The organism is Cedecea sp. AS113, assembly GCF_037152415.1.
In the GTDB taxonomy this organism is placed as follows: Bacteria; Pseudomonadota; Gammaproteobacteria; order Enterobacterales; family Enterobacteriaceae; genus Cedecea.
The window spans coordinates 213,412-236,009 of record NZ_JBBCMI010000002.1 but is presented as its reverse complement, the minus strand read 5'-3'; the positions used below and the strand labels follow the sequence as shown (position 1 = coordinate 236,009).

The following is a 22,598-nucleotide window of genomic DNA, read 5'->3' as shown; positions in this document are numbered from 1 at the left end:
TTCGACTCATTGCCACGGTTGCGCTGTGAAAAAAACCAAACGCGTCACGATTAAAGATATTGCCGAACTGGCGGGCGTCTCAAAGGCGACCGCCAGCCTGGTCCTCAATGGCCGGGGCAAAGAGCTGAGGGTAGCCCAGTCCACCCGCGAACGCATCATGACGATTGCGCAACAGCAGCACTACCAGCCGAGCATTCACGCTCGCTCGCTGCGGGATGACCGCAGCCATACCATTGGGCTTGTGGTCCCGGAAATCACCAACTACGGGTTCGCCGTTTTCTCCCACGAACTGGAAATGCTCTGCCGTGAAGCGGGCGTTCAGCTACTTATCTCCTGCACCGACGAAAATCCGGGCCAGGAAAACATGGTGGTCAGCAACATGATTGCGCGCCAGGTTGACGGCCTGATTGTCGCCTCCAGCATGCTGACAGCTGTGGATTACCACAAACTGAGTGAGCAACTGCCGGTGGTGCTGTTTGACCGGCACATGAACGACACTGCGCTGCCGCTGGTTGCCACCGACTCCGTGCAGCCTACCGCCGAACTGATCGCCCCGATTGCCCGCCAGCATGCGGATGAATTCTACTTTTTAGGCGGTCAGCCGAGGCTTTCCCCCACGCGGGATCGGCTGGAAGGGTTTACCCAGGGCCTGGCTCAGGCGGGCGTCACGCTGCGCCCGGAGTGGATCATTCACGGCAACTATCATCCGAGCTCGGGCTATGAGTCCTTTGCTGCACTGTGCGCGCAGCTTGGACGTCCGCCCAAAGCGCTGTTTACCGCCGCCTGCGGCCTGCTTGAGGGCGTGCTGCGCTACATGAGCCAGCACAACCTGCTGGAGAGCGACATTCACCTGGCCAGCTTTGACGACCACTACCTGTATGACTCGCTGTCGGTGCGCATCGACACCATTCAGCAGGATAACCGCCAGCTGGCTTTTCATTGCTATGACCTGATCAGCAAGCTGATTGACGGGCAGTCGCCCACGCCGATGCAGCGCTATCTTCCGGCCAAAATATTACGTCGGCATTCATAACAAACAGCCTGCCACCATCGCTATAGGGAAATAACGTTATGCAAACTTTTTGCTACCCGGCCGGAACGCTTCTTGCTGATAAAGAGCAGGCTGAACACGCCTCGCCGTTCAAGGTAATGATTGAAACTCCGCGCCTGATACTTTCGCCACCCTCACCGGAAGATGCCCCGGCACTGCTCAGCATTTTTTCCGATCCACAGGTGATGAAATACTGGAACACTGCGCCCTGGTGCTCCCTTGACGATGCTCTGCGTTTTATCGACCGCAGAACGGCAGAGATGCAGGACCATTCTGCGCTGACGCTGTGCATCCGGGATAAACAGTCGGGCCAGCTGGCGGGAAAATGTATGCTTTTCAGCTTTGACTTTCATTCCCGCCGCGCCGAGATTGGGTTTGGTCTGGGGCGCGAGCACTGGGGGAAGGGACTGGTTAACGAAGCCGCCGAGGCGCTGATTAGCTATGCCTTTAAGGTGCTTCATCTGCGTCGCATCGAAGCTGAAATTGATCCTGGCAACCAGGCTTCTGCAGCCGCCCTGCAAAAGCTGGGCTTTGCTCAGGAAGGGCTGCTGCGGCAGCGTTGGGAAATCAACGGCGTGATTTCTGACTCAGCGCTTTTTGGACTGTTGGCCGCAGACAAAAACGCCTGAGGCGTTTGGCTAGTTTCGGTCAGGGAACCATAAACCAAAGCGGGTCACCCCGGCCTGGCTTTCCACCCAGCAGCGACCCTTGTGCAACTGCATGATGGAATGCACGATGGATAAGCCAAGTCCGCTGGAGTGCGCCGAGTCGTTGCGGGAAGGGTCGGCCCGGTAGAACCGGTCGAAAAGCCTTTCCTGGTGCGCCGGGGAAATGGTCTCCCCACGGTTCATCACCACGATGGACATACCTTCCGCTTCAGGCCTGGCAGCAATCTCAATCTCGCTGCCGGGCTCGGCATAGCGCACCGCGTTAGACAGCAGGTTCGCCAGCGCCCGGCGCAGCAACAGGGCATCCGCATTGACCGTGCCGCTGGCGTGCGTTTGAATCGTCACCTCACGCTCGGCGGCCAGATCCTCAAAATACTCACCGAGGCGGTGAGTCTCTTCAACAATGTCTATATCACGCCGCTGGATCTCCTGGTCAGGCTGTTCCGCCTGGGCCAGAAACAGCATGTTGTCTATCATCCGCGACATACGCTGCAGCTCTTCAAAGTTTGAGCCTAACAGTCGCTGGTAATAGGCGTTGTCCCTCGCCGCGCCGAGGCCAACTTCTGTCTGGCCGAGCAGGGTGGTTATCGGCGTGCGCAGGTCATGGGCCATATCGGCACTGACCTGTTTTAACTGCTGGAACCCGCGTTCCAGCCGCTCGAGCATCGCGTTGATTTGGTCAATCAGCGCATCAAGCTCCATCGGCACATCCTGCTTATCCAGCCTCGACGAGAGCGTTTGGGTGCCAATAGTCGCCGTGCGATCGGCCAGACGACGCAAAGGCGAAATGCCACGTCGGGCAAAGATCACCGCCAGCACGACCGAGATGGCCGCCATCATCGAGGCAAAGAGGATAATCTTGTTGCGATACTCTTCGAGAATATGGGTTCTGTCGCTCAGCACTCGCGCCGACACAATCTCCAGCGGCGGTAAATTATTGGCCGAGGGGCTAATTGCCGCCATGTAAACCATCGGCGTGCCGTCCGCATTATTGGCGTGATGTACGGCCTCAAGCGTCAGCCGCTGATTGGCGGCAACCGGCGTCACGGTGGGAAGCGCGCGCTGCATGGGATTAACTTCCAGCAATGTGGCACCGCCCACATAGCGGATCACCAGCAGGGATTCCGTATTGCCCAGCATATTGGCAAACAAATGGGGCTTTTCGCGGATCAACTGCCGCGCATCCAGATCCCGCAGCAGCGTACTGATCTGGTCCACGCGGGAAACCAGCGCCGCGTCATCACGGATAGAAAGCTGCTGGCGCAGGGCGTAATAGAGCGCGCTGCCCATGACGGTAAACGCCACAAAGGAAAAGGCGGCCAGCAACACGGCAAGGCGGAAGGTTAGCGAAGTACGCTTCATGACTCTGGCTCGCAGCGGTAGCCCACGCCATGCACGGTATGGATTAGCCGCACCGGGAAGGGGTCGTCCACTTTTTGCCGCAGCCTGCGCACCGCGACGTCCACCACGTTAGTGTCGCTGTCGAAATTCATGTCCCACACGCGGGAAGCCAGAAACGTTCGCGACAGAACTTGCCCCGGATGCTGGAGAAAGCACACCAGCAGCTTGAACTCTTTATTGGTCAGCGTGATGCGCTTGCCTTCGCGCTCGCAGCGAAACTTGGCGACATCCACCAGCAGATCGGCCATCGTCAGCACTTCTTCGGCTTCGGCCTGCGGCTGGCCGCGGCGTAAAATAATGCGGATCCTTGCCAACAGTTCGGCAAAGGAGAAAGGCTTGACGAGGTATTCATCGGCCCCCAGACCAAGCCCGCGTAAACGGTCCTCCAGCGTGCCGCGCGCGCTCAGAAACAGCACCGGCGTCTGGCTGTGGGCGCGTAAACGCTCCATTACCGTCCAGCCGTTCATTTCCGGCAGCATGACGTCCAGCAGAATCAGGTCATAATTTTCTTCCCGGGCCAGATGCAGGCCGTCAATGCCGTTAGCCGCCCAGTCTGCGGTATAGCCCGCTTCGTTCAGTCCGCTCACCAGGTAGGCGGCGGTTTTCGCTTCGTCTTCAATAATGAGGATTTTCAAGCAGCGGATCCCGTCGAAAAGAGAGAAAAGGGCGTGGAGACCGCCCCAGTCTCGTCATTATAAGAGGCGTGAACCTCAGTAGCCAGGCACGTGCGCTGCTTTCATGATCAGATTAGCCACCGCTTCAGGCTGGGAAATCAGCGAAACGTGGCTGGATTTTAGCTCGATGGTTTGCGCGTGCATGCGCTTCGCCATAAACCGCTCCAGATCCGGGTTGATCGTGCGATCTTCGGTCGATACCGCGTACCAGGTCGGCTTGTCATGCCAGGCGGCAACCGTGGTTTTCGCCATGGTGATGGCTTTGCCCATTGGCTGCTGCACCGCGTAATAGGCTTTGGCCTCGCTTTCCGGCAGGTCGCCGGCGAAATCGTGGATAAATGCCGACTCGCTCAGCGCGCCGTAGCCGTCGTCGTTCCATTTAAGGCCAGCGGAAGCCGGTGCCGCCGGGTATTTTTTGGTGAGCGCCGGGTAATCTTCACCCGCTTCCGGGGCGCGGGCGGCGATATACACCAGGCCTTTGACTTCTGGCTCATCGCCCGCCTGGCTAATCACCATCCCGCCGTAGGAGTGTGCCACCAGAATCACCGGGCCGTTTTGCTGCGCCAGCGCGCGTTTTACCGCGGCAACATCGTTATCTAAAGAGGTCGTCGGGTTCTGTACCGCCGTGACGTGCAGACCTTTGGCCTGCAGCAGCGGAATAACTTTGCCCCAGCTCGATCCATCGGCAAACAGGCCGTGCACCAGCACGATATTTTTCACTTCCTGTGTAGCAGGTGCGGTGTCGGCATGAGCCGCCGTGGTACCAAGAGACGCCAGCACAAGGGTGGCGAGAGCAGAGAGATGGCGTAATTTCATGATCTATCCTCAGGATTCAACAAGGGGGTCAGGACCAATGTAGTTCCCGGGCGCCAACAAAGTGCTGACGTACAAATGACAAAAAAATGACAAACGGGGCGTTCTTGCGATACATGATGAACGGCTCTACACTGAATTTTTCAGCCTGAAGAGATTGTAAATGACTAATAATATTACGCCTTTTGCCTTTGTGCTGGCGGTAAACAACCTTGATGACACTGCAGGTTATTTCCGCGATACGTTAGGCTTTACCCTTGAATGGCCTGGCACGAACGGCTGGCAATTAGCGGTGCGAGGGACAGTGAAGGTGATGCTGGGCCATTGCCCGCAGGCGCTGGCCCCAGCTTCCCTTGGGGATCACAGTTATTTCGGCTATCTGCATGTTGATGACGTGGATGCACTCTACGCCGAGTTTACCCGGCGTGGTGCCATCATTTTACAACCACCGGCCAGCCATCCACACGGGATGCGCGAATTTCTCGTCGCGACGCCAGAAGGCCATAAAATCATGATTGGCCAGGTGTTGTAAAAAGGCCATCAGCCACCACGGGATTTGCTTTCACGGGTCACTATCACCGCCAGCAGACCGGCCAGCGCAAAAGCGGCGGCCACGTAGGGAATAGGGCGAGGCCCGGTCAGGTTTATCAGCATGCCGCCAATCAGGGAGCCTAAGCCAATTGCCGCGTTAAACACCGACACGTTGACCGAGGTTGCCGCATCCGGGCCGCCTTCAAGCGTGGATGCCTCTTTGAACACCAGGGTTTGCAGCAACACCGGCAGAGCCCCATAAGCTGCACCCCACAGGGCGATAGCGATAAAAATTGTGGTATGGCTGACGGTCGCCGCATTAAGAAAAGCGAGGCTGGCGGTAAACAGCGCGGCCACCACGCCCAGACTGGTTCGCGGCCCCCGGGCGGCAAAAGGTCCCACCGCAAAGTTGGTGACAACGCCTGCCGCACCGTAAACCAGCAATAACATACTGATTTGCGAGCTGCTCTGGCGGGCCATTTGCTCAAGGAATGGCGTAATGTAGGTATAGGCCAGGAAGTTGCCGGTCACCACCAGCGCGGTGATGCCAAGAATGGCAAGCAATGCTCTGTTTTTAAACACCGCGGAAATAGCGCCGCGTCTGGCAGATTTAGCGATTCGTACCGCGGGAACGGACCAGGCGATAAGCGTGAAAACCACCAGGCACAAGAGGCACAGAGCGGCAAATACCGCCCGCCAGCCGTAAAAATCGCCCAGCATCGTGCCCGCCGGGACCCCGAGCACCGTTGCCAGCGAAACGCCCCCAAAAACAATGGACGTTGCCCGCACGGCGTTGCGTGCTGCCACCAGATGCACGGCGGTCACCACCGCCGTGGACCAAAATACGCCGATAGCCGCGGCCACCAGAATACGCCCCACAAAGACAACAAAATAATCAGACGCCAGCCAGGTAATCAGGTTGCCGGCAAAGCAGGCCGCCAGCAGCCCAGCCATCAGCGTTTTGCGGTTAATATGCCCCAGTAACCCGGTTAGCGGCGCGGCGGTGAGGGCCACCATGAAGGCAAAGATTGTGACCAGATAACCGGCCACGCCGAGGGAAACGTTTAGCCCGGCAGCCATGCCCGGCAGCACTCCCACCGGCATCAGTTCGGTACTGACAAAAGTGAAACAGCCCAGGCTCAGCGCCATCACCGCCGCGATGCTGCGGGCCCGGGAAACGTGTGCGCCCTGCGGCGCAGCGATATTTGTACTGCTTGAATGCATAAAACCATCCTGAAAATGTGAACAGGTCGAGATGACGAGCAAATTGTGGCGTCGTACAGGTCAGAATGCGATAGCATGAAAGGCATATCACCTATGACTGAGAATCAATAATGAGAGCATTTAGTTCGCAACTGCTGGAAGGTGTGGACGTGATGGCGGCGGTAGTGGATACGCTAAGCTTTGGCGCTGCCGCCGAAATGCTCGATATGTCGCAGTCGGGTGTCAGCCGGGCGATTGCACGCCTGGAAAAGCGGCTCGGTATTCGCGTGTTTGACCGCACCACGCGTTCAGTGCGGCTGACCGATGAGGGGCGGGCGTTCTACGAGCAGGTTATGCCGCTGATTGGCGCCCTGGCCGAAGTCACCGGCGGCGCGGCAGGGGACGGGCAGAGCATTCGCGGCAGACTGAGGGTGAATGTTGATCCGCTGTTTGCCAGCCAGGTTTTAGGGCCACGCCTCGGCGCGTTTATGGATAAGCACCCTGAGCTTGAAATCGAGCTGCGGAGCCGGGACGAACTGGGGGACCTTATTTCTGACGGCTTCGATCTGGCGCTGCGCTTTGGTCACCCTCAGTCCTCATCGCTGATAGCCAGAAAGCTGTTCGACACGCGAGTATTTGCCATGGCCTCGCCTGAATACGTGCAGCGTTTTGGGCGGCCTGAAACACCGCAGGAACTGGAGCAGGAGCCGCACCGCTGCGTATTGTTCCGCGAGCCGCTGACGGGGAAGCCTTTCAGCTGGGAATTTCATCAGGGGAAAAAGAAACTGATGATCCAGCCGCGCGGCCTGTTAACGGTGAATGATGCGGAAACCGCATTCAGTACCTGTCTTGCGGGGCTGGGCGTTGTGCAAATATTCGAGCTGGGCAGTGAGGAATACATCGCTTCCGGGCGGCTGGTGCCGCTGTTCCCCGAATGGTCAGATCATCGATTCCCGCTCTATGCGTATTACCCCTCCCGGCATCATGTGCCGGCGAAAACCCGGGCATTTCTGGACTTTGTTAGCGGGCTGGTGGGTTGACGTTCTCAGGCAAAACCGAGCAAGGCTGTCCGCTCCGTGCCAAATGCGGACGTCAGGAGTATTATCGATGTCCTCATTCCTGCAGCAGTAGACCCGGTAATGAGGACTCCTGAACGTTATCGAAGACTCATTGGGAACAGCCGCTATGAAACAATTGGCCTTTTTACTGCTCATTATTACTGGTTCAGCTTCTGCAGCCCCTTCAATAGAGGTGGGATTTTCTCCGGAAGGTAGCGCACAACAGCTCGTGCTAAATACCATCAATTCAGCGCACTCCTCTATCGAAATGGTTGCATATGCATTTCAGGCCCACGATATTGCTGCTGCACTAGATGCAGCCCAACAGCGAGGCGTTAGAGTACAAGTCGTTATCGATAAACGTCGAAATAGAGGCAGTACATCACTGGCGGCAATGCGCGACATTACTCGCCATGGAGTGGAGCTGCGCATTGATGGGCATTACCATATTCAGCACGATAAGATGATGATTGTTGATGGTTCAACTGTAGAAACAGGTTCATTTAATTATGCAAAATCAGCAGAGTACGATAACAGCGAGAATGTCATCGTTATTAAAAATATGCCTCACATCGTGTCTCAGTATCAGGAACATTTTGCTTCCCGGTGGGCAATATCTGAACCCTTCGAACTTAAAACACAGGGCTAGTCACTCTTCACTTTAGCAGCCTTTAACTTCAGCATCTCGCTCAAAGCAGCCAGGCAATTTTTGCCTAAGCAATAGGCTTAACGAGGAATGGGCCGCCCCCCTATTAGTGCTCAACAATCCACAAAAGCGGCACCACCGGCAGGGCGAAAATAACGACAAAAATGGTCAGTTCTTCGCCCCAGCCATAGCCTACTTTAATTACGCCGATCAGCATATTTACCGCCGCAATCAGGCACCACAGTACCGCAAAGCCTCGGGCGATAATTGCCTGAACCGGCGGGTAGTCCGGGCTAAACAGGCGGATAAGCAGGTAACAGCCGCTGGCGAGCAAAAAACCGCTCAGCAGAAATAACAATGTTCGCATAAAACACTCCAGGAAATGGCCTGCGGCTTAACTTTGCGAGATAAGCCGCAGGCTGGGGATTTACTGCCGGGGAGTCAGCAGGTCGCCTAAACCAATACGCTGCAAAAACTCCTTGCGGATACGGTCGGCCACGGCGTTGACCACTTCGGCCCCGTCATCAGAGGGATCAACGTGCACGCGGAACGGGCGTTTGCCATACGGCGCATTCACAATATCCACCATCGCCGCCGCGACATCGGCAACATCGGTATCCTCTGGCTCACAGGCCGCCAGGCCTTTCAGCGCTTCATCTTCCAGTCCTGCGGTTGGGCCAGTTTGGGTCCAGGCCAGCTCACGTTTGCTGTCCGCAGGCTTGCCGGAATGCAGGAAGTGATTGGTGCCTTTGGTAAAAGCCCCCGGCACCAGAATCGAGCTTTCAATGCCCCAGCGGCTCAGTTCGGCGGCATAGCTGACGGCCACGGCGTCCATCGCGGCTTTGGCGGCAAAATAGGGTGCCAGATAAGGCGGAGTGCCGCCCCGAGTGCTGCTGCTGCCGACCCACAGCAACAAACCTTTTCTCTGCTGACGTAGATAAGGCAGTGCCGCCCGATTAACCCGCTGGGTGCCCAGCACGTTAATGTCGAATAGCTGGCTGAACTGTTCCGGCAGAAATGCCTCGGCAGGGCCGAAGGACATATGCCCGGCATTGTGCACCACGACGTCCAGCCGGCCTTGCTCCGCGATGATCTGCGCGACTGCCGCCTCCGCAGAAGCCTCGGACTGCACGTCCAGCTCAATGGCGCGAAGATCCACGCCGTGTTGCCGCGAATGCTCTTGCAGGCTTTCAACCTGGGGAGCATTGCGACCTGAAATATCGCGCATACTGGCATAAACGGTGTGCCCGGCATGGGCGAGGGCGCGCGCGGATAAGGCACCAAAGCCGCTGGATGCGCCGGTTATCAGTATAATTTGCTGCATGTTTGTCTCCTGTTGGTCGCCAGTCTTATGCAAAGCCGCCGTTAACGCGGATCACCTGAGAATTCACCCAGCTGCCGTCCGGGCCAGCCAATGTCGCCACAATACTGGCAATTTCCTCTGGCGTGCCGATGCGCCCCAGCGGGGCGAGGCTGGCGATGGCCTGAATTTGCTCTTCGGTTTTACCGTTCAGGAACAGGTCGGTGCCGGTTGGCCCCGGTGCAACGGCGTTGACGGTGATATTACGGCCACGCAGTTCGTTGGCGAGGACGTGCACCAGGCCTTCAACCCCGGCTTTGGAGGCGATGTAGGGGCCATAGGCCGGGAATGATTTGGCAATAACGCTGGTTGAAAGGGCGATAATGCGGCCGCCATCCTGCAGAGACTCTGCGGCGTTGGCCAGCACCATAAACGCCCCCCGCAGATTTGTATTGATGATTTTGTCGAACTCGGCCAGGCCTGCTGGAGTCATTTTCACCATCGGCATAATGCCCGCGCTGTGCACCACCACATCCAGCTGGTTGTGGAGAGCTTTCGCTTCAGCAAACAGACGGGTGACATCGCTTTCCGAAGAGACATCGGCCTGAATCGCCACGGCGTTCCCGCCGTTGTTTTTAATCGCCTGGACCGTTTCATCGGCGCTGGCTTTATTTCCGGCGTAGTTCACGACGACGGTGAAGCCGTCGCGGGCCAGTCTTTCGGCAATTGCCCGGCCAATTCCACGGGAAGCGCCGGTCACCAGGGCAGTTTTCTTTGCAGTCGTCATGTTGTTCTCCAGATGCGGTGAGTGAATCGCCCCGAGTGGGCGTGGGTGCATTGTTAATGTTTTTGATTTCGGGATAAATGGTGCTAATTTGATTAGATAATTCCGTTTTGATTAACAATAGCAGATGGATAAATTTGACACTTTGCAGCTGTTCACCCGCATTGTTGAGCTGGGCAGTTTCAGCCAGGCCGCCGACCAGCTTGGTATCCCGAGGGCCACGGCAAGCAATGCGATTAAAGAGCTGGAGAGCCAACTGGGCTGCCGCTTGCTGGAGCGCACCACCCGGCATGTGCGAGCCTCTCAGGATGGGAAAGCGTACTACCAGCGCTGTGTGTACATTCTTGCGGAGCTGAATGATGCCGAAGCTGCGCTGCGCCCGGTTGTGGCCCGGCCTCGCGGTATCCTGCGTATTGACCTGCAGGGAACGCATGCCTCGCACATCGTCCTGCCGCGCCTGGACGAGTTTCATCGCCGTTATCCGGATATCGAACTGATTATAAGCAGCGGCGACAGGCTGGTGGATTTAATCCGCGAGGGGATAGATTGCGTGGTGCGTGCCGGTAAATTACAGGACTCTTCGCTGGTCGCCCGTCATCTGGCGGATCTCCCGCAGGTGGTATGCGCCAGCCCGGATTATCTGGCGGCGTTTGGCGTGCCTGCGCACCCGGACGATCTTGACCAGCACCAGTGCGTGAACTTTTTCTCGACGACAGGCGGCCTGAATTACCCTTTTGAATTCATTATCGATAACGAGCGCCGGGCTTATTCGCCGAAAGGCTGGGTGACGGTCAACGAAGCTGAGAATTACGTGATCTGTGCGCTACGAGGCTGCGGGCTGGTTCAGCTCCCGCGCTACCACGTTGAACAGCCACTGAGCGAAGGTCGGCTGATAGAAGTGATGCCTGACTGGCAAAGCCCGGCCATCGCGGTATCCGCGGTGTACACGCAAAACCGGCAGCTTTCGCCGCGGGTGAGGGTGTTTATCGACTGGCTGAAGGAGATTTACAGCTCGCGGTTTCCTCCCGAAGGGAAGGCTTAAACACCTGCTAAACCTCGCCGCGATTTGACTGGTTTTTAAAAGGCTTCGGGATCCATACTGACTTCCTCTAAAGTGCTTTTGAGACAGGATCCCCGGATGAACTTCCCCCAAGGTCTGAACGTATTTCGCTTGGCGTTTTGCGCTTTTTTATTATCCCCATTCGCTACGCATGCAGCCAACGGCGGCCCCTTAAATATTGCCATATACCGGGGAGCTGCCGGCTGCGATGAATGTTCCGAAATGGTGGCGAAATCCCTGCAAAATACCAGGAAAAACATTGTTATTTCCTACATCGGTGAAAAAGAAAAGCTAAAGCTGACCGGCCAGAACTTGAGTAAATTTGATCTCTATGTGCAACCTGGCGGCGGGCAGGATATTCCGGCTGCGTATGATGCCATTGGTGATGATGGCGCGCGGGCTATCAGAGAGTTTGTGAGACGCGGGAAAGGTTATCTTGGCTTGTGCATGGGGGCTTATCTGGCGGACAAAGACTGGATAGGGCTTATCGACAACCCCCTTGAGTCTGAGGTCGGTCGTCCTGGGTCCGGCGTGGCGGATGAAGGTGACTACACGCTGAATATCCGCTGGGGGAATAAAAAAGAGCCTTTTTATTATCAGGACGGCCCTTATTTTAATCCCGGCACGAAAAGCAGCGGCTTTACGCCCGTGGCCTGGTACAGCAACGGCGACGTGGCTATCGCCGCTTACCGCTATGGCAGAGGAAAAGTGGTATTGACCGGCCCACATCCGGAGGCGGATGGCAGCTGGTTTGACAACAGCGTCACCGGGCACACCTCACCTCAGAGTAAAATGGCCCGGCTGCTTAGCTATTTCGACAGGGGTTCGAACGGCATTCCCAGCGACTGAACAAAGGTTTTAACCTGCGGATACCAGAGCTTGACGCCCGCTTTGCTGTCGGCAAAGTCGTGGGAGTTTTTGCCGAAGGTGCCGATATCGATCATTCGGGCATGCCCGGCGTCGCCCTCCGCGTTGCGGGTGTAGGCATTAAACATTTGCTCCGGCATCGGCTGCGGCCAGAGCTGGTCGTTATCGCCATAGAACCAAACCGACGGGTAGCGAGCCTGTTTGCCTATCGCGCCATAGGTGCGTACCAGATTTTGCTGCCAGCCTTCACATTTTGGCTGGCGCAGACCGCCCGAGAAATTAATCACGCCCAGCACGCCGGGGAGTGGATGCGTACTCAGCGCCATAGTCACCAGCCCGCCGTCAGACTGGCCGGCAATCACAATGCGTGAACGGTCAACGTAGGGCAGTTTGACCAGTTCCTTGAGGGCGGCAGCCACGCCATCTGCTTCATCAAACGCGTGACGACGCACATCGCATCCGTCTTTCGGGTAGTCGCCGCCGGAGGCCGCAAAACCTTCCCGCATCGGAATCGCGACCGCAAATCCCCGATGAACAAATACTGAGGCAATCTCCAGGTGACGGGAACGCGGCTGCGTGCGCGCATTGCCCGGATTTTTACCGTGGTTCATCAACAGCAGGGGAAAAGGCCCATTACCCGGAGGCTTATACAGCGTGGTTTCCAGCTCAACGGTTTTACCCTCTATTTGCACGGGCAACATCACAATCTGCTCATTGAGCTGGCGATCCAGCTTCAGGGAAGATGAAGCGTTATTACTGGCGGAACTGCAGCCGCTGACGCTGAGAAGAAGTGCCGCAACCGGCAGCCCGGTGAAGAGATGAAACAAAGAACCGGAGCGCTGTGGCTCCTGAAATAGAGGTGCTATCAGCCACTTCAAAGAACCCATCTGTTTACCCTGACAAAAAATACTGCAGTTGAATTATGCCGTGTCGTCAACGGACGGCTGTTGTTTTGCATACAAATAAACCGATGCCCGGGAAACGCCCAGATGCTGCGCCACGGTCTCCATCGACTTACGGATATCCAGTAATCCTTCTTTTTTCAACGTCTGCAACAGCTCAATTCTTTCTGAAGTTTTCAGCGCACGCGGCGTGGTGGCTATGCCAGCCGCATAACGATCGATTCTCAGCCGGATGGCTTCGGAACCTGCGGGTTCAATATGTTCTTCCACCGGGCCGGGACTGGTGTCGGTGAAGCGGGCGAGTGCGCTTTGCATCCCTCTGAACAAGGTCATATCCAGGTTGAGGCAAAGGGCGGCGACATAGTTCCCGGCGTCATCTTTCAGCCCAATAGAGGTGCTTTTCACCGGGCGTCCGTCGGCAAACTGGTTGGCATAATTGGCGATCACCGTCGGGAAATCAGGGGAGGCGATGCGCGCCAGCCCCATTTCCGTGGCGCCCTGGCCAACCTCGCGGCCAGACAGGTTGTTGTGGATGGAGAGAATAGAGTGCTCGGGCTGCGTCAGGTCGTGCACCACCACTTCGCAAAAAGGCGCGAAGGTTTCACTCACCCCCTGGGCGATGTTTTCGAGCTGGTCGAGCAGGGCACTGTTTTCTGATTTTGACACTCTATTTCTCCTGTTAATTAACGCGGGCCGGCGAGGTACTCAGCGTAGCGGCTGATATCGACGTTGCCGCCGCTGATGATAATCCCGATTCGCTTCCCGCGCAGGCTCTCTTTCATTCCGCGCGCGGCGGCAAAGCCAAGGCAGCCCGTCGGCTCGACCACCATTTTCATCCGCTCGGCGAAAAACTTCATCGAATCGATCAGCTCTTCATCAGTGGCGGTGAAAATGTCGTCCACGTTCTGGCAAATCATCTGGAAGGTGTAGTCCCCGAGGAAGGTGGTTTGTGCGCCGTCGGCGATGGTTTTGGGCGTATCAATCCGCACAATTTGTCGACGCCGGAGTGACTGCTGGGCATCGTTCCCGGCTTCCGGTTCCACGCCGTAGACTTTGCAGTTGGGGGAAAGATGGCGCGCCGCCAGCGAACAGCCGGAAATCAACCCGCCGCCGCCCAGGCAGACAAACAGCGCGTCCAGCTCGCCAACTTCGTCGAACAGCTCTTTCGCCGCGGTGCCCTGGCCGGCAATGACGTGCGGGTGATCGTAAGGCGGGATCAGCGTCAGGCCATATTTGTCAGCCAGATCTTTGCCGATTTGCTGGCGGTCTTCGGTGTAGCGGTTATAGAGAATGACTTTGCCGCCGTATTCGCGCGTGGCGGCAATTTTAGCCGCCGGGGCATCTTCCGGCATCACGATGGTGGCCGGGATCCCCAGCAGCCTTGCGGAGAGCGCAATCGCCTGAGCGTGGTTCCCGGAGGAGAAGGCCACCACGCCAGCTTTTTTTTGCTCCGGCGTAAACTGAGCGAGAGCGTTCATGGCCCCACGGAACTTAAACGCCCCCATTCGCTGGTAGTTTTCGCACTTGAAAAAGACTTCGGCATCAAACTCTTCATTCACGGTACGGGACGTCATGACCGGGGTGCGGTTGGCATGGCCTGCAATGCGCTGAGCCGCCGCGACCACATCTTCATAAACAGGGAGAACTAATTCACTCATTTTGCCACCTTTAAACGGTTGTCTTATTCAGAGAGCGCCACGGCTTCAATTTCGAGCGCCGCGCCGTAATGGAGTTGTGCCACGCCGGCCACCGCGCGAGAAGGGCGATGCTGACCGATCCACGCCGCATAAATGCTGTTAAACAGCGGCCAGAGGTTGATATCAGTGATGTACACCCGTACGGAGACAAGATGTTGTTTTGTCACGCCCGCGCAGGCCAGGCAAGATTCAATATTCTGCAGCACCAGTTGAGCCTGTTCTTCGAAGGGCGCTTCGCCGCGAGGCGTGCCACCCGCCGCCACGGGAAGCTGACCGGAAATAAACACCATACCGCCTGCAGTGGTGGTATGGGAATAGTGCCCCACGGGGGCAGGAACCTGTTCGATATTGCGCAGCGTAATGTTCGGGGCCATGTATCCTCTCAAGCGCGGTCAGATTTAGACAAACAATCTATATCTGGACTAAATGTCGATCAAGAGGTTTTCAACATGGAAAGCAGCAAGGGGGATAGGGGTGAACTGGCAGGGAGGAGAAAGCCCGGTTCGCGGCCGTTAGGGCGAAAAATGCCAATGTGTTACTATAATAAAAAACGGGGTCTTAAGGGTTAGGGATTATAACTATATGAGATTTTATGGCATTGAATATCTACAAACGCAGTCTAATATTAATGATTATTTAAAATACATCATTATATTTAGTACTTTATTTATCCTGATCGTTTTTTTTAGCCTGTACATGCGTCATCGCTTACAAACTAAATATCGAGATCTAACAATTATAGTATTTTTATTTTTACTCTTCATTTCTGGTGTTCAGTATGCAGATTATACTGACAGTCAAAATATACACTCTCAATCATCACAAATGGTGAGCTTTGTTAAATTGCTATCAAAAGAAAAAGAAGTGGGTATGGATTCTATATTTTCAAATTCAGTACAACTCTCGGATGGCATCATCATTAAAATTAATGATCTTTACTATCGCGTCAATTTAAGCCCGGATCAAAAAACATATAGTTTAGTTGAGGTGTCGTTAGTAAACCCAGGCATAGAAATCATAAAAAACTGAGGAACAGAAATGATAATTTATACGCCGATCATGATAAAATTGGGCTTGGGGATACTGTGTCTGATTATTCAAATAAATCTCATGGGGAAGGGCAATCTGGCGCCTTCATCCGCAATGGATCAGGTTCAAAACTATGTGCTCGGGGGGATTATCGGTGGCGTAATTTATAATGAATCGATAACAGTACTGCAGTTTGTTTTGGTGTTAATTATATGGACCTTCCTCGTCTTTGTCCTTAAGTTTTTAAAAGAGAATAATCGACTAGTTAAAAGAATTATTGATGGCAAACCAATCACCCTGGTACATAATGGCAGTGTCAATGTTAAAGAGTGTTTACGCAATGGTGTTTCTGCGAATGATTTGATGTTCAAGTTAAGGGCGAATAGCATTTATGAAATAGAACAATTGAAGCGAGTAGTTCTCGAGCAGAATGGGCAATTAACCATTATACAAAGTGGTGATGAGAATATACGCTACCCAATTATAGTTGATGGTTTAGCTAACCATGATCTGCTAGAAATCCTTAACAAGGACAACGCCTGGTTAGAAAATGAAGTTATCAAGCAAGGCTTTAATAAAATTAGCGAAGTCTATTTGGGCGAGTATCTGTCGGGCAGGATTAATTTATACGGATATGAAAAGTAGTCGCCAAAATCAAGCTCTTTACCTATTGGATTATAGATAAAGTAAATGTGTTTCATCCTTTAACTATCACTCTAAAAACCCCACCGCATGGGTGGGGTTGCCAGTAAACTTATTTCCCGGACCAGGTACGCAGTGCGTTTTCGCGCGCTTCGGCCTGCTGGGCAGTATTCAGCTTGTAGTAATTTGGCGCTAAAGCACCTTCCCAGTCGCCGTACATTGGGTTCGGCAGCACAATGAACTGGGTGCCAAACTTGCCGCGGTTATCGCTGGCAAACTGCTGACGCTGGGACTGATCCTTGTGGTAAGTCGCTTTGCCAAAGTCATTCAGGTTGTCGCCGATGTACATCACTACGTCATAGCCTTCGGCTTTGATTGCATCGAAACGGGCCTGCTTGTTGGAGCTGTCGGTTTTCAGGCGCACGGTTTTGTCGCTCACGCCGGTAAAGCCCAGAGCTTTCATGTTGGCGACGGTGGCGTCAAAGTCTTTGCTGTCGCGGTTGGACACATAGAACATCGTGCCGCCGTGGCTGTTCACGTAGTTAGCAAAATCCACCGCACCCGGGACGGCCAGCGCCTGGCGAGCCTGAGTCCACTGGGACCAGGTTTTGTCGTCAAACGCTTTGTTGTTTTTGGCCTGCCACGCGCTGTAGGCGCTATTGTCGAGCATGGTTTCATCCAGATCGACGATAACGGCCCGCTTAGCGTTACCCTGTTTAGCGGATTGATCCCACGCGGCGCGAGCGCTGTTAAACGACTGGTACGCCAGCGCGCGGTATTCGCCGGATTGCTGGAACCAGTCCACCGCCATCACCGTCTGGCTCGCCAGTTTTTGATCCGCCACCTGCTGCTGATTTGCACAACCAGTCAGGCTGACAAGCACCAGCGCCACCGCGCTACCCAATAAACTTTTCTTCATTTTTATGTCCTTACCCTTGCTTTTATCATTAACGCCATTGATACCTGCCGGCCTCTGCACTGAACAATGCAGTGACTTTTTCTAACAAAATCAGCAGGTATTGTTAAAAAGTGTTTTAACGAATATTAAAGTTACGTTATCAATAGCTTTTTAATGGATCGACACTGGATACTCAATATGACAAAAATATTTCGACGCAATTTTTTTTTCCTGATGGTGGTAGCGGCATTACCCGGCGTGAGCGTTGCGGCCCACGCAGCTGGCTGTGAAGAGACCAGGGCGGGCATCGACATGGGCTCCGGCACCACCAAGCTGGTGGTCGCCAAAGTGGATACCTGCCAGCAGCGCATCAACAAAGTGTTGTTCGAGGATCAGCGTCCAATCGGTTTTAACGAAGATTTATCCAAATCTGCAGATAACACTCTCAGCCCAGCGATTCAACAGCAGGGGCAGACGGCGCTGCGCGAGCTAGCTGCAGAGGCCGCCCGCTATCATCCTGCCCGTTTTAACGGCGTGGCTACCGCTGTTTTTCGCAGCGCGTCTAACGCCCGGCAGACGATCGATGCCTTCAACCGTGCTGCTCCGGTGAATCTAAAAATTATTACTCAGGAACAAGAGGCCGAGCTGGGCTTCCTGTCCGCCAAAGCCTCGATGCCCGTGCCGCTGCCAGACGACCAGATGGTGGTCTGGGACATTGGCGGCGGGTCGATGCAAATGACGACCTGGCTGCAAAAACACGACAAATGGCAGCCGGAGATTTACCAGGGCAAGCTGGCCTCCGTTACGCTGAAGAACTACATCATCGACGTGGTGAAAAACAAAGATTTGCATGATGTCAGCTCGCCAAATCCGATTGGTTCCCTGCGTGACGGCGTGCTGCGTTTTGTTCGCTTCTATGCCACCACTCACGTCAGCCCGGAGATGAAACAGGCGCTGGCTAAGCGTACCGTCTTGGGTATCGGCGGGGTGCATGACTTCTCCGTCAGCAAGCAGCTCAATGAAAAGGTTTACACCCTCGCCGATCTACAAAAATCTTCCGCCAGCCAGGTCTGGAAAGGGGATTCAGAGCTGCGCGGGGATTACCGGGCCACGGACGTCAGCAACCTGCTACTGGTTCAGGGCTATATGGAAGCCCTGAAAATCCCTCAGGTGACCGTGGTGAAGGCCAACCTCGTTCAGGGCGTGCTGATTCAGTAACGTCTCATGCTTCAGGCGACGGCGATTTTCGTGCCGCCGCCTGGGGCACTAACCGCGTTTTTGCTGCCCGAGCAGATGAATGATTAGCCCGATGAGGCTAAGCCCACCGCCCAGCATCGAAGCCAGTTCCCAGCCGCCGAGTCGCCACATCAGGCTCGCGCCCCAGGATCCCAGCGCGCCGCCGATAAACATGCCGCTCATAAAGACCGTATTGATACGGCTGCGGGCTTCCGGCCTCAGGGCATAGATCACGTGCTGGTTAGAGATCAGCGCCGACTGCTCGCCCAGATCCATCAGGATGATGCCAATCACCAGCCCGGTGAGCGAAGTCCACAGCCCCAGCACCGCAAACGAGATAACCATCACCAGCGCCCCAAGCCCGATGACGGCATACGGTCCCCGACGGTCGGCAATTCGCCCGGCAAGCGGCGCAACCAGGATGCCTACGGCACCCACAATGCCCATCAGACCGGCGACGTCTGCGCCAAGATGAAACGCGGCATGGAGCTGCAAAGCCAGAATGGTCCACAGGCCGATGAACGAGCCAAACAGCGCGGCCTGAATCCAGGTCGCCCGGCGCAGCAGTGGTTCTTCCCGCCACAGAGAAACCAGCGAGCGCATCAGGGTCATGTAGCTCTGTTTATTACCGGACGTGTGGTGCGGCAGGGTAAAGAACAGCATCAGCCAGCCGAAAGCAGTTGCCACAGCACCGAGCCAGAAGGTCGCTCGCCAGCCCCAGTGATCGCCGCTAAAACCGCCCACGGCCCGGCCAAGCAGTATGCCGCACAACACGCCGCTCATTACCGTGCCGACCACCTGTCCACGGCGTTCCGGTTTAGCCAGCTCGGCGGCGAACGGCACTATTTGCTGGGCCACGGAGCCGGTTACACCCACCGCAGCGGAGGCAATAATAATTGTGACAACATTCGGCGCTAAGGCCAGGCACGCCAGCGCTACCGCCAGCCCCGCAGACTGGCAAAGGATCAGCGTGCGGCGATTAATCTTGTCGCCCAGCGGTACAAGCAAGAACAAACCAAAAGCAAACCCAAGCTGCGTTGCCGTCGGCGCAAGGCTGACCAGCGCTAGCTGCCCCGGAAACGCCTGCTGAAGCAGTTCCAGCAGCGGCTGGTTGTAGTAGACATTGGCAACGAAAACCCCGCAGGCCAGCGCCATGATCAGCAGCAGACTGGAGGTTAAAGGCGAATTCTTTTCCGCCTCGGGCGGACGATTCAGGGTGATGCTCAGGGGATTCTCCGACATGATTTTTCTCTCTGGGAATGACGAGTCCTGATGCTGAATGATTGTCCGCCCGCAATCTTTGCCCTAGAATTTCAGACTTCTGAAATCACCTGAAAAGCGACCGTTCTTATGCCTGCCGACGAGCCCCAACTCCGCTCAGAAAGAGATGACGACATGGTGGTCTTTGGCCGCTATCAGCTGTTTCCCGATTTGGGATTGCTGCTCAGGGACGGCGTTCGGCTGGAGCCGGGCGAGCGGGCAATGGCCGTGCTCCGGCTGCTGGTCAGCGAAGCGGGGCAGGTGGTGACCAAAGAGACGCTGCTGGCCACCGTCTGGCCAAAAGAGATCGTCGAAGAGAATAATCTGCAGGCGCAAATCTCCGCTTTGCGCAAAATTTTTGGTCCCGACCGCAATTTGATTACCACGGTGTTTGGCCGGGGCTACTGCTTTACCGCCACGGTGAATAAACTGCAGGCGGCCACGTCGGCTCTGGCTGTCATCACCTCTTCAACGGCATTACCTCGTCCCCGTTCGCCGCTGATAGGGCGTGAAAGGGAGCTGGGTGAAATCAGAAAACGGCTGATCGAGCATACTATTTGCACGCTGGCGGGCCCGGCGGGCATCGGCAAAACCCGGCTATTGCTGGAAGTGGCTCGCGAATCCGCCAGTCTTTATCCCGATGGCGTCTTTTTTGCCGACCTGTCCAGCCTGAACGCCGGATCAGATCCAGCCCCAGTTTTGCGGGCGGCACTGGCCGGTATTCGTGGCGCGGGGCCGTCGCATCCACGCCCCGCGCTGCTGGTGATTGATAACTGTGAGCATCTGTCGGCCGCCTGCGCCAGGGAAATTGAGCATCTACTACAGCGAAACGAATTACTGAGCATTTTGCTCACCAGCCAGTCTCCGCTGGGGATTGAAGGGGAGCAGGTTTACCGCGTTGGGCCGCTGACTTTGCCGCCAGCGCAACTGGCCGCCAGCGAGGCGCAAAGTTTTAGCGCGGTTGAGTTTCTGGTACAGCGCATTCAAGCGGTGGATTACGCGTTCCGCCTGAGCGAAGAGAATATCGGGCCGATCCTGGCGCTCTGCCGGTTGCTGGATGCCGTACCGCTGGCGCTGGAAATTGTGGCTGCTCGCGTTGCCAACCTGGGACCGGATGCCGTGCTGGCCGACCTGAGCGGACGGGAGACGTTACCCGAAACGCCGGGAGTTACGGCTTCCCGGCACAGAACGCTGGCCGAGGCGCTGGACTGGAGTTATCGATTACTTACGGCTGAAGAACAGCGAGTGTTTCATGCCCTGGCGGTGTTTCCCGGTGAATTTGACCTTGCCGCCGCGAAAGGATTGTTAGATCAGCAAGAGGTCAGCGACGTGGTGGCCAGCATGGTGGCGAAATCCCTGCTGGTTTTGCAGGCGGGCACGCGCCCGGCCAGGTATCGCTATCTCAACATTGTGCGCACGTACGCTCGCCGGACGCTGGCCCCAAATAGCACCCCGTATTTTCTTCGCCATGCACAACTTGTGGCCGACAGCATGGTGCGGGCAAAAGTTGCCTGGGCCGAAGAGTCCAGTCCGCAGTGGCGCCGTCAGTATGGCTATTTAATTGACGATCTCCGTGCGGCGGCAGACTGGTGTTTTGGTGTGGGTCAAAACGCTCCGCTGGGACGCAGTATTCTCGCTAACGCCACGCCGTTCTGGATCCAGCTTTCGCTCCACGGCGAGTGCCGCCAGCGGATTACCGCCGCAATTAACGATTCGCACAATGGTCAGGCCACGCCGCGCGAAGAGATGCTAATGCAGGCCGCACTGGGCTCGGCGCTGGGCTGGGCGCAGGGGCCCATTGAAGAAAACGGCCAGGCCTGGCGGCGAACCGGGGAGATTGCCAGCACGCTTGGCGATGTGGAAATGCAATTACAGTCCGAGTACGGGCTGTGGCTGTATCACCTGCGCAGTGGCCGTTACGCCGATGCCGCAGAGAACGGCAAAAAAATGGCTGAACTGGCGACACAAACCGGTGATTACGGCGCGCTATTAACCGCCCGTCGCCTGGCAGGCACCGCGCTGCATTTTTCCGGCGAGCAACAGGCCGCGCTCAGCGAAATTCAGGCTTTGTTGGATCGCACCGTGGATGATGACAGCCAGAGAGCGCCTTTCCGCTTTGGGCTGGATCAGCGCGTGGCGGGCTGGGCTTTCCTGGTGCGGGCCCTGTGGGTGACTGGCGATGTGGCGAAAGCCAGAAGAGCGGCGCAGCTGGCGGTGGAAGAAGCCCGGGCGCTGGATCATGCCTGTTCGCTGTGTGCGGCCCTCGCGGAAGGCACCTGCACGCTGGCGGCCTTCACCGGAGATACCGCTGGCGTGCTACAGGTCGCCTCGCAGATTGAGGCCATCGCCCGGGAACACGGCCTGGGCTTCTGGCGGCTTTATGCGGCCGCTTTTACCTTTTGGGGCAGGCTTCGCCAGCAGCCTGAAACGGTACTTCCCCAGCAGATCCTCGCCATGCTTACCCGGCTGCGGGATAACGGTTTTGATCCCGCTTATTCACTTTTTCTGTCTGATTTCGCCGCCGCGCTGGCGCAAAAAGGCCAGCCAGAGGTAGCCGAAGCGATGATCGCCGAGCGGCTGTCCGCGCTTGACGTCAACCAGTCACTCTGGAACCTGCCCGAGCTGATGCGGGTTCAGGCGCACATTCGTTACGGCGGCCAACCAGAATATGGCCTGGAACTCAGCATGGCGCTGCAGTCTGCGCTGCTGCTGGCACAAACCCAGACGGCCAAAGGCTGGATCCAGCGCATAGAAACCGATCTGCGTCAGCTGTGATCTTTCGATGAAATGCAAAGCGGCAGAAAAGCCGCTTGCTTGTTGCTCTTGCTGACATTAATCTCAAAATAAGATTTAAATAAAAATAATATTCATATTTAGA

Annotated in this window: 24 protein-coding genes; 11 read left to right on the top strand and 13 right to left on the bottom strand. The window is 56.0% G+C overall.

The features are described 5' to 3' along the window. The first annotated feature begins 25 nt into the window (after positions 1–25). Positions 26–1,033 carry a LacI family DNA-binding transcriptional regulator gene (locus WFN87_RS03295; protein ID WP_008458894.1) on the top strand — a complete coding sequence of 336 codons (1,008 nt, stop codon included), beginning with the start codon at positions 26–28 and terminating at the stop codon, positions 1,031–1,033. 38 nt (positions 1,034–1,071) lie between these two features. Continuing rightward, on the top strand, positions 1,072–1,680 hold the full coding sequence (locus WFN87_RS03290) for a GNAT family N-acetyltransferase (protein ID WP_336981188.1): 609 nt from the start codon (positions 1,072–1,074) through the stop codon (positions 1,678–1,680). Positions 1,681–1,689: 9 nt separating this feature from the next. Here WFN87_RS03290 and WFN87_RS03285 read toward each other — a convergent pair whose 3' ends face one another. From WFN87_RS03285 to WFN87_RS03275, 3 genes are all read right to left on the bottom strand, one after another. Next, entirely contained in the window at positions 1,690–3,081 is a 1,392-nt protein-coding gene (locus WFN87_RS03285; RefSeq protein WP_336707139.1) for a heavy metal sensor histidine kinase, read from the bottom strand. Beyond that, a complete protein-coding gene (locus tag WFN87_RS03280; protein WP_008458900.1) occupies positions 3,078–3,755 on the bottom strand; it encodes a heavy metal response regulator transcription factor in 678 nt (225 codons plus the stop codon). Before WFN87_RS03280 ends, WFN87_RS03285 begins: the two co-directional genes overlap by 4 nt. A 75-nt stretch (positions 3,756–3,830) precedes the next feature. Beyond that, positions 3,831–4,610 (bottom strand): alpha/beta fold hydrolase, encoded by a 780-nt coding sequence (locus tag WFN87_RS03275; RefSeq protein WP_166873799.1) that lies wholly within the window; start codon positions 4,608–4,610, stop codon positions 3,831–3,833. A gap of 160 nt (positions 4,611–4,770) precedes the next feature. Here WFN87_RS03275 and WFN87_RS03270 point away from each other — a divergent pair, with 160 nt between their 5' ends. Beyond that, positions 4,771–5,139 carry a VOC family protein gene (locus tag WFN87_RS03270; RefSeq protein WP_336981186.1) on the top strand — a complete coding sequence of 123 codons (369 nt, stop codon included), beginning with the start codon at positions 4,771–4,773 and terminating at the stop codon, positions 5,137–5,139. An 8-nt stretch (positions 5,140–5,147) separates the two neighbouring features. On the opposite strand, the gene WFN87_RS03265 is transcribed toward WFN87_RS03270, so the two are convergent. Then, entirely contained in the window at positions 5,148–6,362 is a 1,215-nt protein-coding gene (locus WFN87_RS03265) for an MFS transporter (protein WP_336981184.1), read from the bottom strand. Between the two features lie 110 nt (positions 6,363–6,472). On the opposite strand from WFN87_RS03265, the gene WFN87_RS03260 reads away from it, so the two are divergent. Further along, a complete protein-coding gene (locus WFN87_RS03260) occupies positions 6,473–7,381 on the top strand; it encodes a LysR substrate-binding domain-containing protein (RefSeq protein ID WP_166992450.1) in 909 nt (302 codons plus the stop codon). A gap of 145 nt (positions 7,382–7,526) precedes the next feature. Next, positions 7,527–8,048, top strand: a complete 522-nt coding sequence (locus WFN87_RS03255) for a phospholipase D-like domain-containing protein (RefSeq protein WP_166992452.1) — start codon at positions 7,527–7,529, stop codon at positions 8,046–8,048. 103 nt (positions 8,049–8,151) lie between these two features. On the opposite strand, the gene WFN87_RS03250 is transcribed toward WFN87_RS03255, so the two are convergent. Genes WFN87_RS03250 through WFN87_RS03240 form a run of 3 tightly spaced genes read right to left on the bottom strand, consistent with a single transcriptional unit; the run spans position 8,152 to position 10,132 of the window. Continuing rightward, entirely contained in the window at positions 8,152–8,412 is a 261-nt protein-coding gene (locus tag WFN87_RS03250) for a hypothetical protein (protein WP_336981182.1), read from the bottom strand. A gap of 60 nt (positions 8,413–8,472) precedes the next feature. Then, positions 8,473–9,369 (bottom strand): SDR family oxidoreductase, encoded by an 897-nt coding sequence (locus tag WFN87_RS03245; RefSeq protein WP_336981180.1) that lies wholly within the window; start codon positions 9,367–9,369, stop codon positions 8,473–8,475. A 25-nt stretch (positions 9,370–9,394) separates the two neighbouring features. Next, complete coding sequence (locus WFN87_RS03240; RefSeq protein ID WP_336981178.1) at positions 9,395–10,132, bottom strand: SDR family oxidoreductase; 738 nt, start codon at positions 10,130–10,132, stop codon at positions 9,395–9,397. A gap of 124 nt (positions 10,133–10,256) precedes the next feature. Between WFN87_RS03240 and WFN87_RS03235 the strand changes: the two genes are divergently transcribed. Together WFN87_RS03235 and WFN87_RS03230 are read left to right on the top strand one after the other, a co-directional pair. Continuing rightward, complete coding sequence (locus tag WFN87_RS03235) at positions 10,257–11,171, top strand: LysR family transcriptional regulator (RefSeq protein ID WP_336707126.1); 915 nt, start codon at positions 10,257–10,259, stop codon at positions 11,169–11,171. Between the two features lie 96 nt (positions 11,172–11,267). Next, positions 11,268–12,038, top strand: a complete 771-nt coding sequence (locus WFN87_RS03230; RefSeq protein ID WP_336981176.1) for a BPL-N domain-containing protein — start codon at positions 11,268–11,270, stop codon at positions 12,036–12,038. On the opposite strand, the gene WFN87_RS03225 is transcribed toward WFN87_RS03230, so the two are convergent. Genes WFN87_RS03225 through WFN87_RS03210 form a run of 4 tightly spaced genes read right to left on the bottom strand, consistent with a single transcriptional unit; the run spans position 11,999 to position 15,029 of the window. Next, positions 11,999–12,943, bottom strand: a complete 945-nt coding sequence (locus WFN87_RS03225) for a dienelactone hydrolase family protein (RefSeq protein WP_336981174.1) — start codon at positions 12,941–12,943, stop codon at positions 11,999–12,001. The genes WFN87_RS03230 and WFN87_RS03225 overlap by 40 nt on opposite strands. 33 nt (positions 12,944–12,976) lie before the next feature. Then, complete coding sequence (locus tag WFN87_RS03220) at positions 12,977–13,624, bottom strand: helix-turn-helix transcriptional regulator (RefSeq protein WP_336981172.1); 648 nt, start codon at positions 13,622–13,624, stop codon at positions 12,977–12,979. Between the two features lie 17 nt (positions 13,625–13,641). Further along, positions 13,642–14,616: a threo-3-hydroxy-L-aspartate ammonia-lyase gene (locus tag WFN87_RS03215; RefSeq protein WP_336981170.1), complete on the bottom strand. Its 975-nt coding sequence runs from the start codon at positions 14,614–14,616 to the stop codon at positions 13,642–13,644. Positions 14,617–14,639: 23 nt separating this feature from the next. Continuing rightward, positions 14,640–15,029, bottom strand: a complete 390-nt coding sequence (locus WFN87_RS03210; RefSeq protein ID WP_336981168.1) for a RidA family protein — start codon at positions 15,027–15,029, stop codon at positions 14,640–14,642. Between the two features lie 208 nt (positions 15,030–15,237). Between WFN87_RS03210 and WFN87_RS03205 the strand changes: the two genes are divergently transcribed. Together WFN87_RS03205 and WFN87_RS03200 are read left to right on the top strand one after the other, a co-directional pair. Continuing rightward, positions 15,238–15,684 (top strand): DUF3290 domain-containing protein, encoded by a 447-nt coding sequence (locus WFN87_RS03205; RefSeq protein WP_008458932.1) that lies wholly within the window; start codon positions 15,238–15,240, stop codon positions 15,682–15,684. Between the two features lie 9 nt (positions 15,685–15,693). Then, positions 15,694–16,329: a YetF domain-containing protein gene (locus WFN87_RS03200; RefSeq protein ID WP_166992467.1), complete on the top strand. Its 636-nt coding sequence runs from the start codon at positions 15,694–15,696 to the stop codon at positions 16,327–16,329. A gap of 109 nt (positions 16,330–16,438) precedes the next feature. On the opposite strand, the gene WFN87_RS03195 is transcribed toward WFN87_RS03200, so the two are convergent. Beyond that, positions 16,439–17,245, bottom strand: coding sequence for a 5'-nucleotidase, lipoprotein e(P4) family (locus WFN87_RS03195; protein ID WP_336981166.1), 807 nt, complete (start codon positions 17,243–17,245; stop codon positions 16,439–16,441). Between the two features lie 177 nt (positions 17,246–17,422). On the opposite strand from WFN87_RS03195, the gene WFN87_RS03190 reads away from it, so the two are divergent. Further along, positions 17,423–18,442 carry a Ppx/GppA phosphatase family protein gene (locus WFN87_RS03190; protein ID WP_336981164.1) on the top strand — a complete coding sequence of 340 codons (1,020 nt, stop codon included), beginning with the start codon at positions 17,423–17,425 and terminating at the stop codon, positions 18,440–18,442. A 48-nt stretch (positions 18,443–18,490) separates the two neighbouring features. On the opposite strand, the gene WFN87_RS03185 is transcribed toward WFN87_RS03190, so the two are convergent. Next, entirely contained in the window at positions 18,491–19,702 is a 1,212-nt protein-coding gene (locus WFN87_RS03185; protein WP_336981162.1) for an MFS transporter, read from the bottom strand. A gap of 108 nt (positions 19,703–19,810) precedes the next feature. Here WFN87_RS03185 and WFN87_RS03180 point away from each other — a divergent pair, with 108 nt between their 5' ends. After that, positions 19,811–22,495: an ATP-binding protein gene (locus tag WFN87_RS03180; RefSeq protein ID WP_336981160.1), complete on the top strand. Its 2,685-nt coding sequence runs from the start codon at positions 19,811–19,813 to the stop codon at positions 22,493–22,495. Positions 22,496–22,598 lie beyond the last annotated feature (103 nt).

Coding starts and splice junctions, on each gene's coding strand:
- WFN87_RS03190 (WP_336981164.1), top strand. CDS start 17,423: ATGACAAAAATATTTCGACGCAATTTTTTTTTCCTGATGGTGGTAGCG.
- WFN87_RS03230 (WP_336981176.1), top strand. CDS start 11,268: ATGAACTTCCCCCAAGGTCTGAACGTATTTCGCTTGGCGTTTTGCGCT.
- WFN87_RS03215 (WP_336981170.1), bottom strand. CDS start 14,616: ATGAGTGAATTAGTTCTCCCTGTTTATGAAGATGTGGTCGCGGCGGCT.
- WFN87_RS03245 (WP_336981180.1), bottom strand. CDS start 9,369: ATGCAGCAAATTATACTGATAACCGGCGCATCCAGCGGCTTTGGTGCC.
- WFN87_RS03225 (WP_336981174.1), bottom strand. CDS start 12,943: ATGGGTTCTTTGAAGTGGCTGATAGCACCTCTATTTCAGGAGCCACAG.
- WFN87_RS03180 (WP_336981160.1), top strand. CDS start 19,811: ATGCCTGCCGACGAGCCCCAACTCCGCTCAGAAAGAGATGACGACATG.
- WFN87_RS03265 (WP_336981184.1), bottom strand. CDS start 6,362: ATGCATTCAAGCAGTACAAATATCGCTGCGCCGCAGGGCGCACACGTT.
- WFN87_RS03260 (WP_166992450.1), top strand. CDS start 6,473: ATGAGAGCATTTAGTTCGCAACTGCTGGAAGGTGTGGACGTGATGGCG.
- WFN87_RS03210 (WP_336981168.1), bottom strand. CDS start 15,029: ATGGCCCCGAACATTACGCTGCGCAATATCGAACAGGTTCCTGCCCCC.
- WFN87_RS03285 (WP_336707139.1), bottom strand. CDS start 3,081: ATGAAGCGTACTTCGCTAACCTTCCGCCTTGCCGTGTTGCTGGCCGCC.
- WFN87_RS03290 (WP_336981188.1), top strand. CDS start 1,072: ATGCAAACTTTTTGCTACCCGGCCGGAACGCTTCTTGCTGATAAAGAG.
- WFN87_RS03240 (WP_336981178.1), bottom strand. CDS start 10,132: ATGACGACTGCAAAGAAAACTGCCCTGGTGACCGGCGCTTCCCGTGGA.
- WFN87_RS03250 (WP_336981182.1), bottom strand. CDS start 8,412: ATGCGAACATTGTTATTTCTGCTGAGCGGTTTTTTGCTCGCCAGCGGC.
- WFN87_RS03205 (WP_008458932.1), top strand. CDS start 15,238: ATGAGATTTTATGGCATTGAATATCTACAAACGCAGTCTAATATTAAT.
- WFN87_RS03200 (WP_166992467.1), top strand. CDS start 15,694: ATGATAATTTATACGCCGATCATGATAAAATTGGGCTTGGGGATACTG.
- WFN87_RS03270 (WP_336981186.1), top strand. CDS start 4,771: ATGACTAATAATATTACGCCTTTTGCCTTTGTGCTGGCGGTAAACAAC.
- WFN87_RS03235 (WP_336707126.1), top strand. CDS start 10,257: ATGGATAAATTTGACACTTTGCAGCTGTTCACCCGCATTGTTGAGCTG.
- WFN87_RS03185 (WP_336981162.1), bottom strand. CDS start 19,702: ATGTCGGAGAATCCCCTGAGCATCACCCTGAATCGTCCGCCCGAGGCG.
- WFN87_RS03275 (WP_166873799.1), bottom strand. CDS start 4,610: ATGAAATTACGCCATCTCTCTGCTCTCGCCACCCTTGTGCTGGCGTCT.
- WFN87_RS03195 (WP_336981166.1), bottom strand. CDS start 17,245: ATGAAGAAAAGTTTATTGGGTAGCGCGGTGGCGCTGGTGCTTGTCAGC.
- WFN87_RS03255 (WP_166992452.1), top strand. CDS start 7,527: ATGAAACAATTGGCCTTTTTACTGCTCATTATTACTGGTTCAGCTTCT.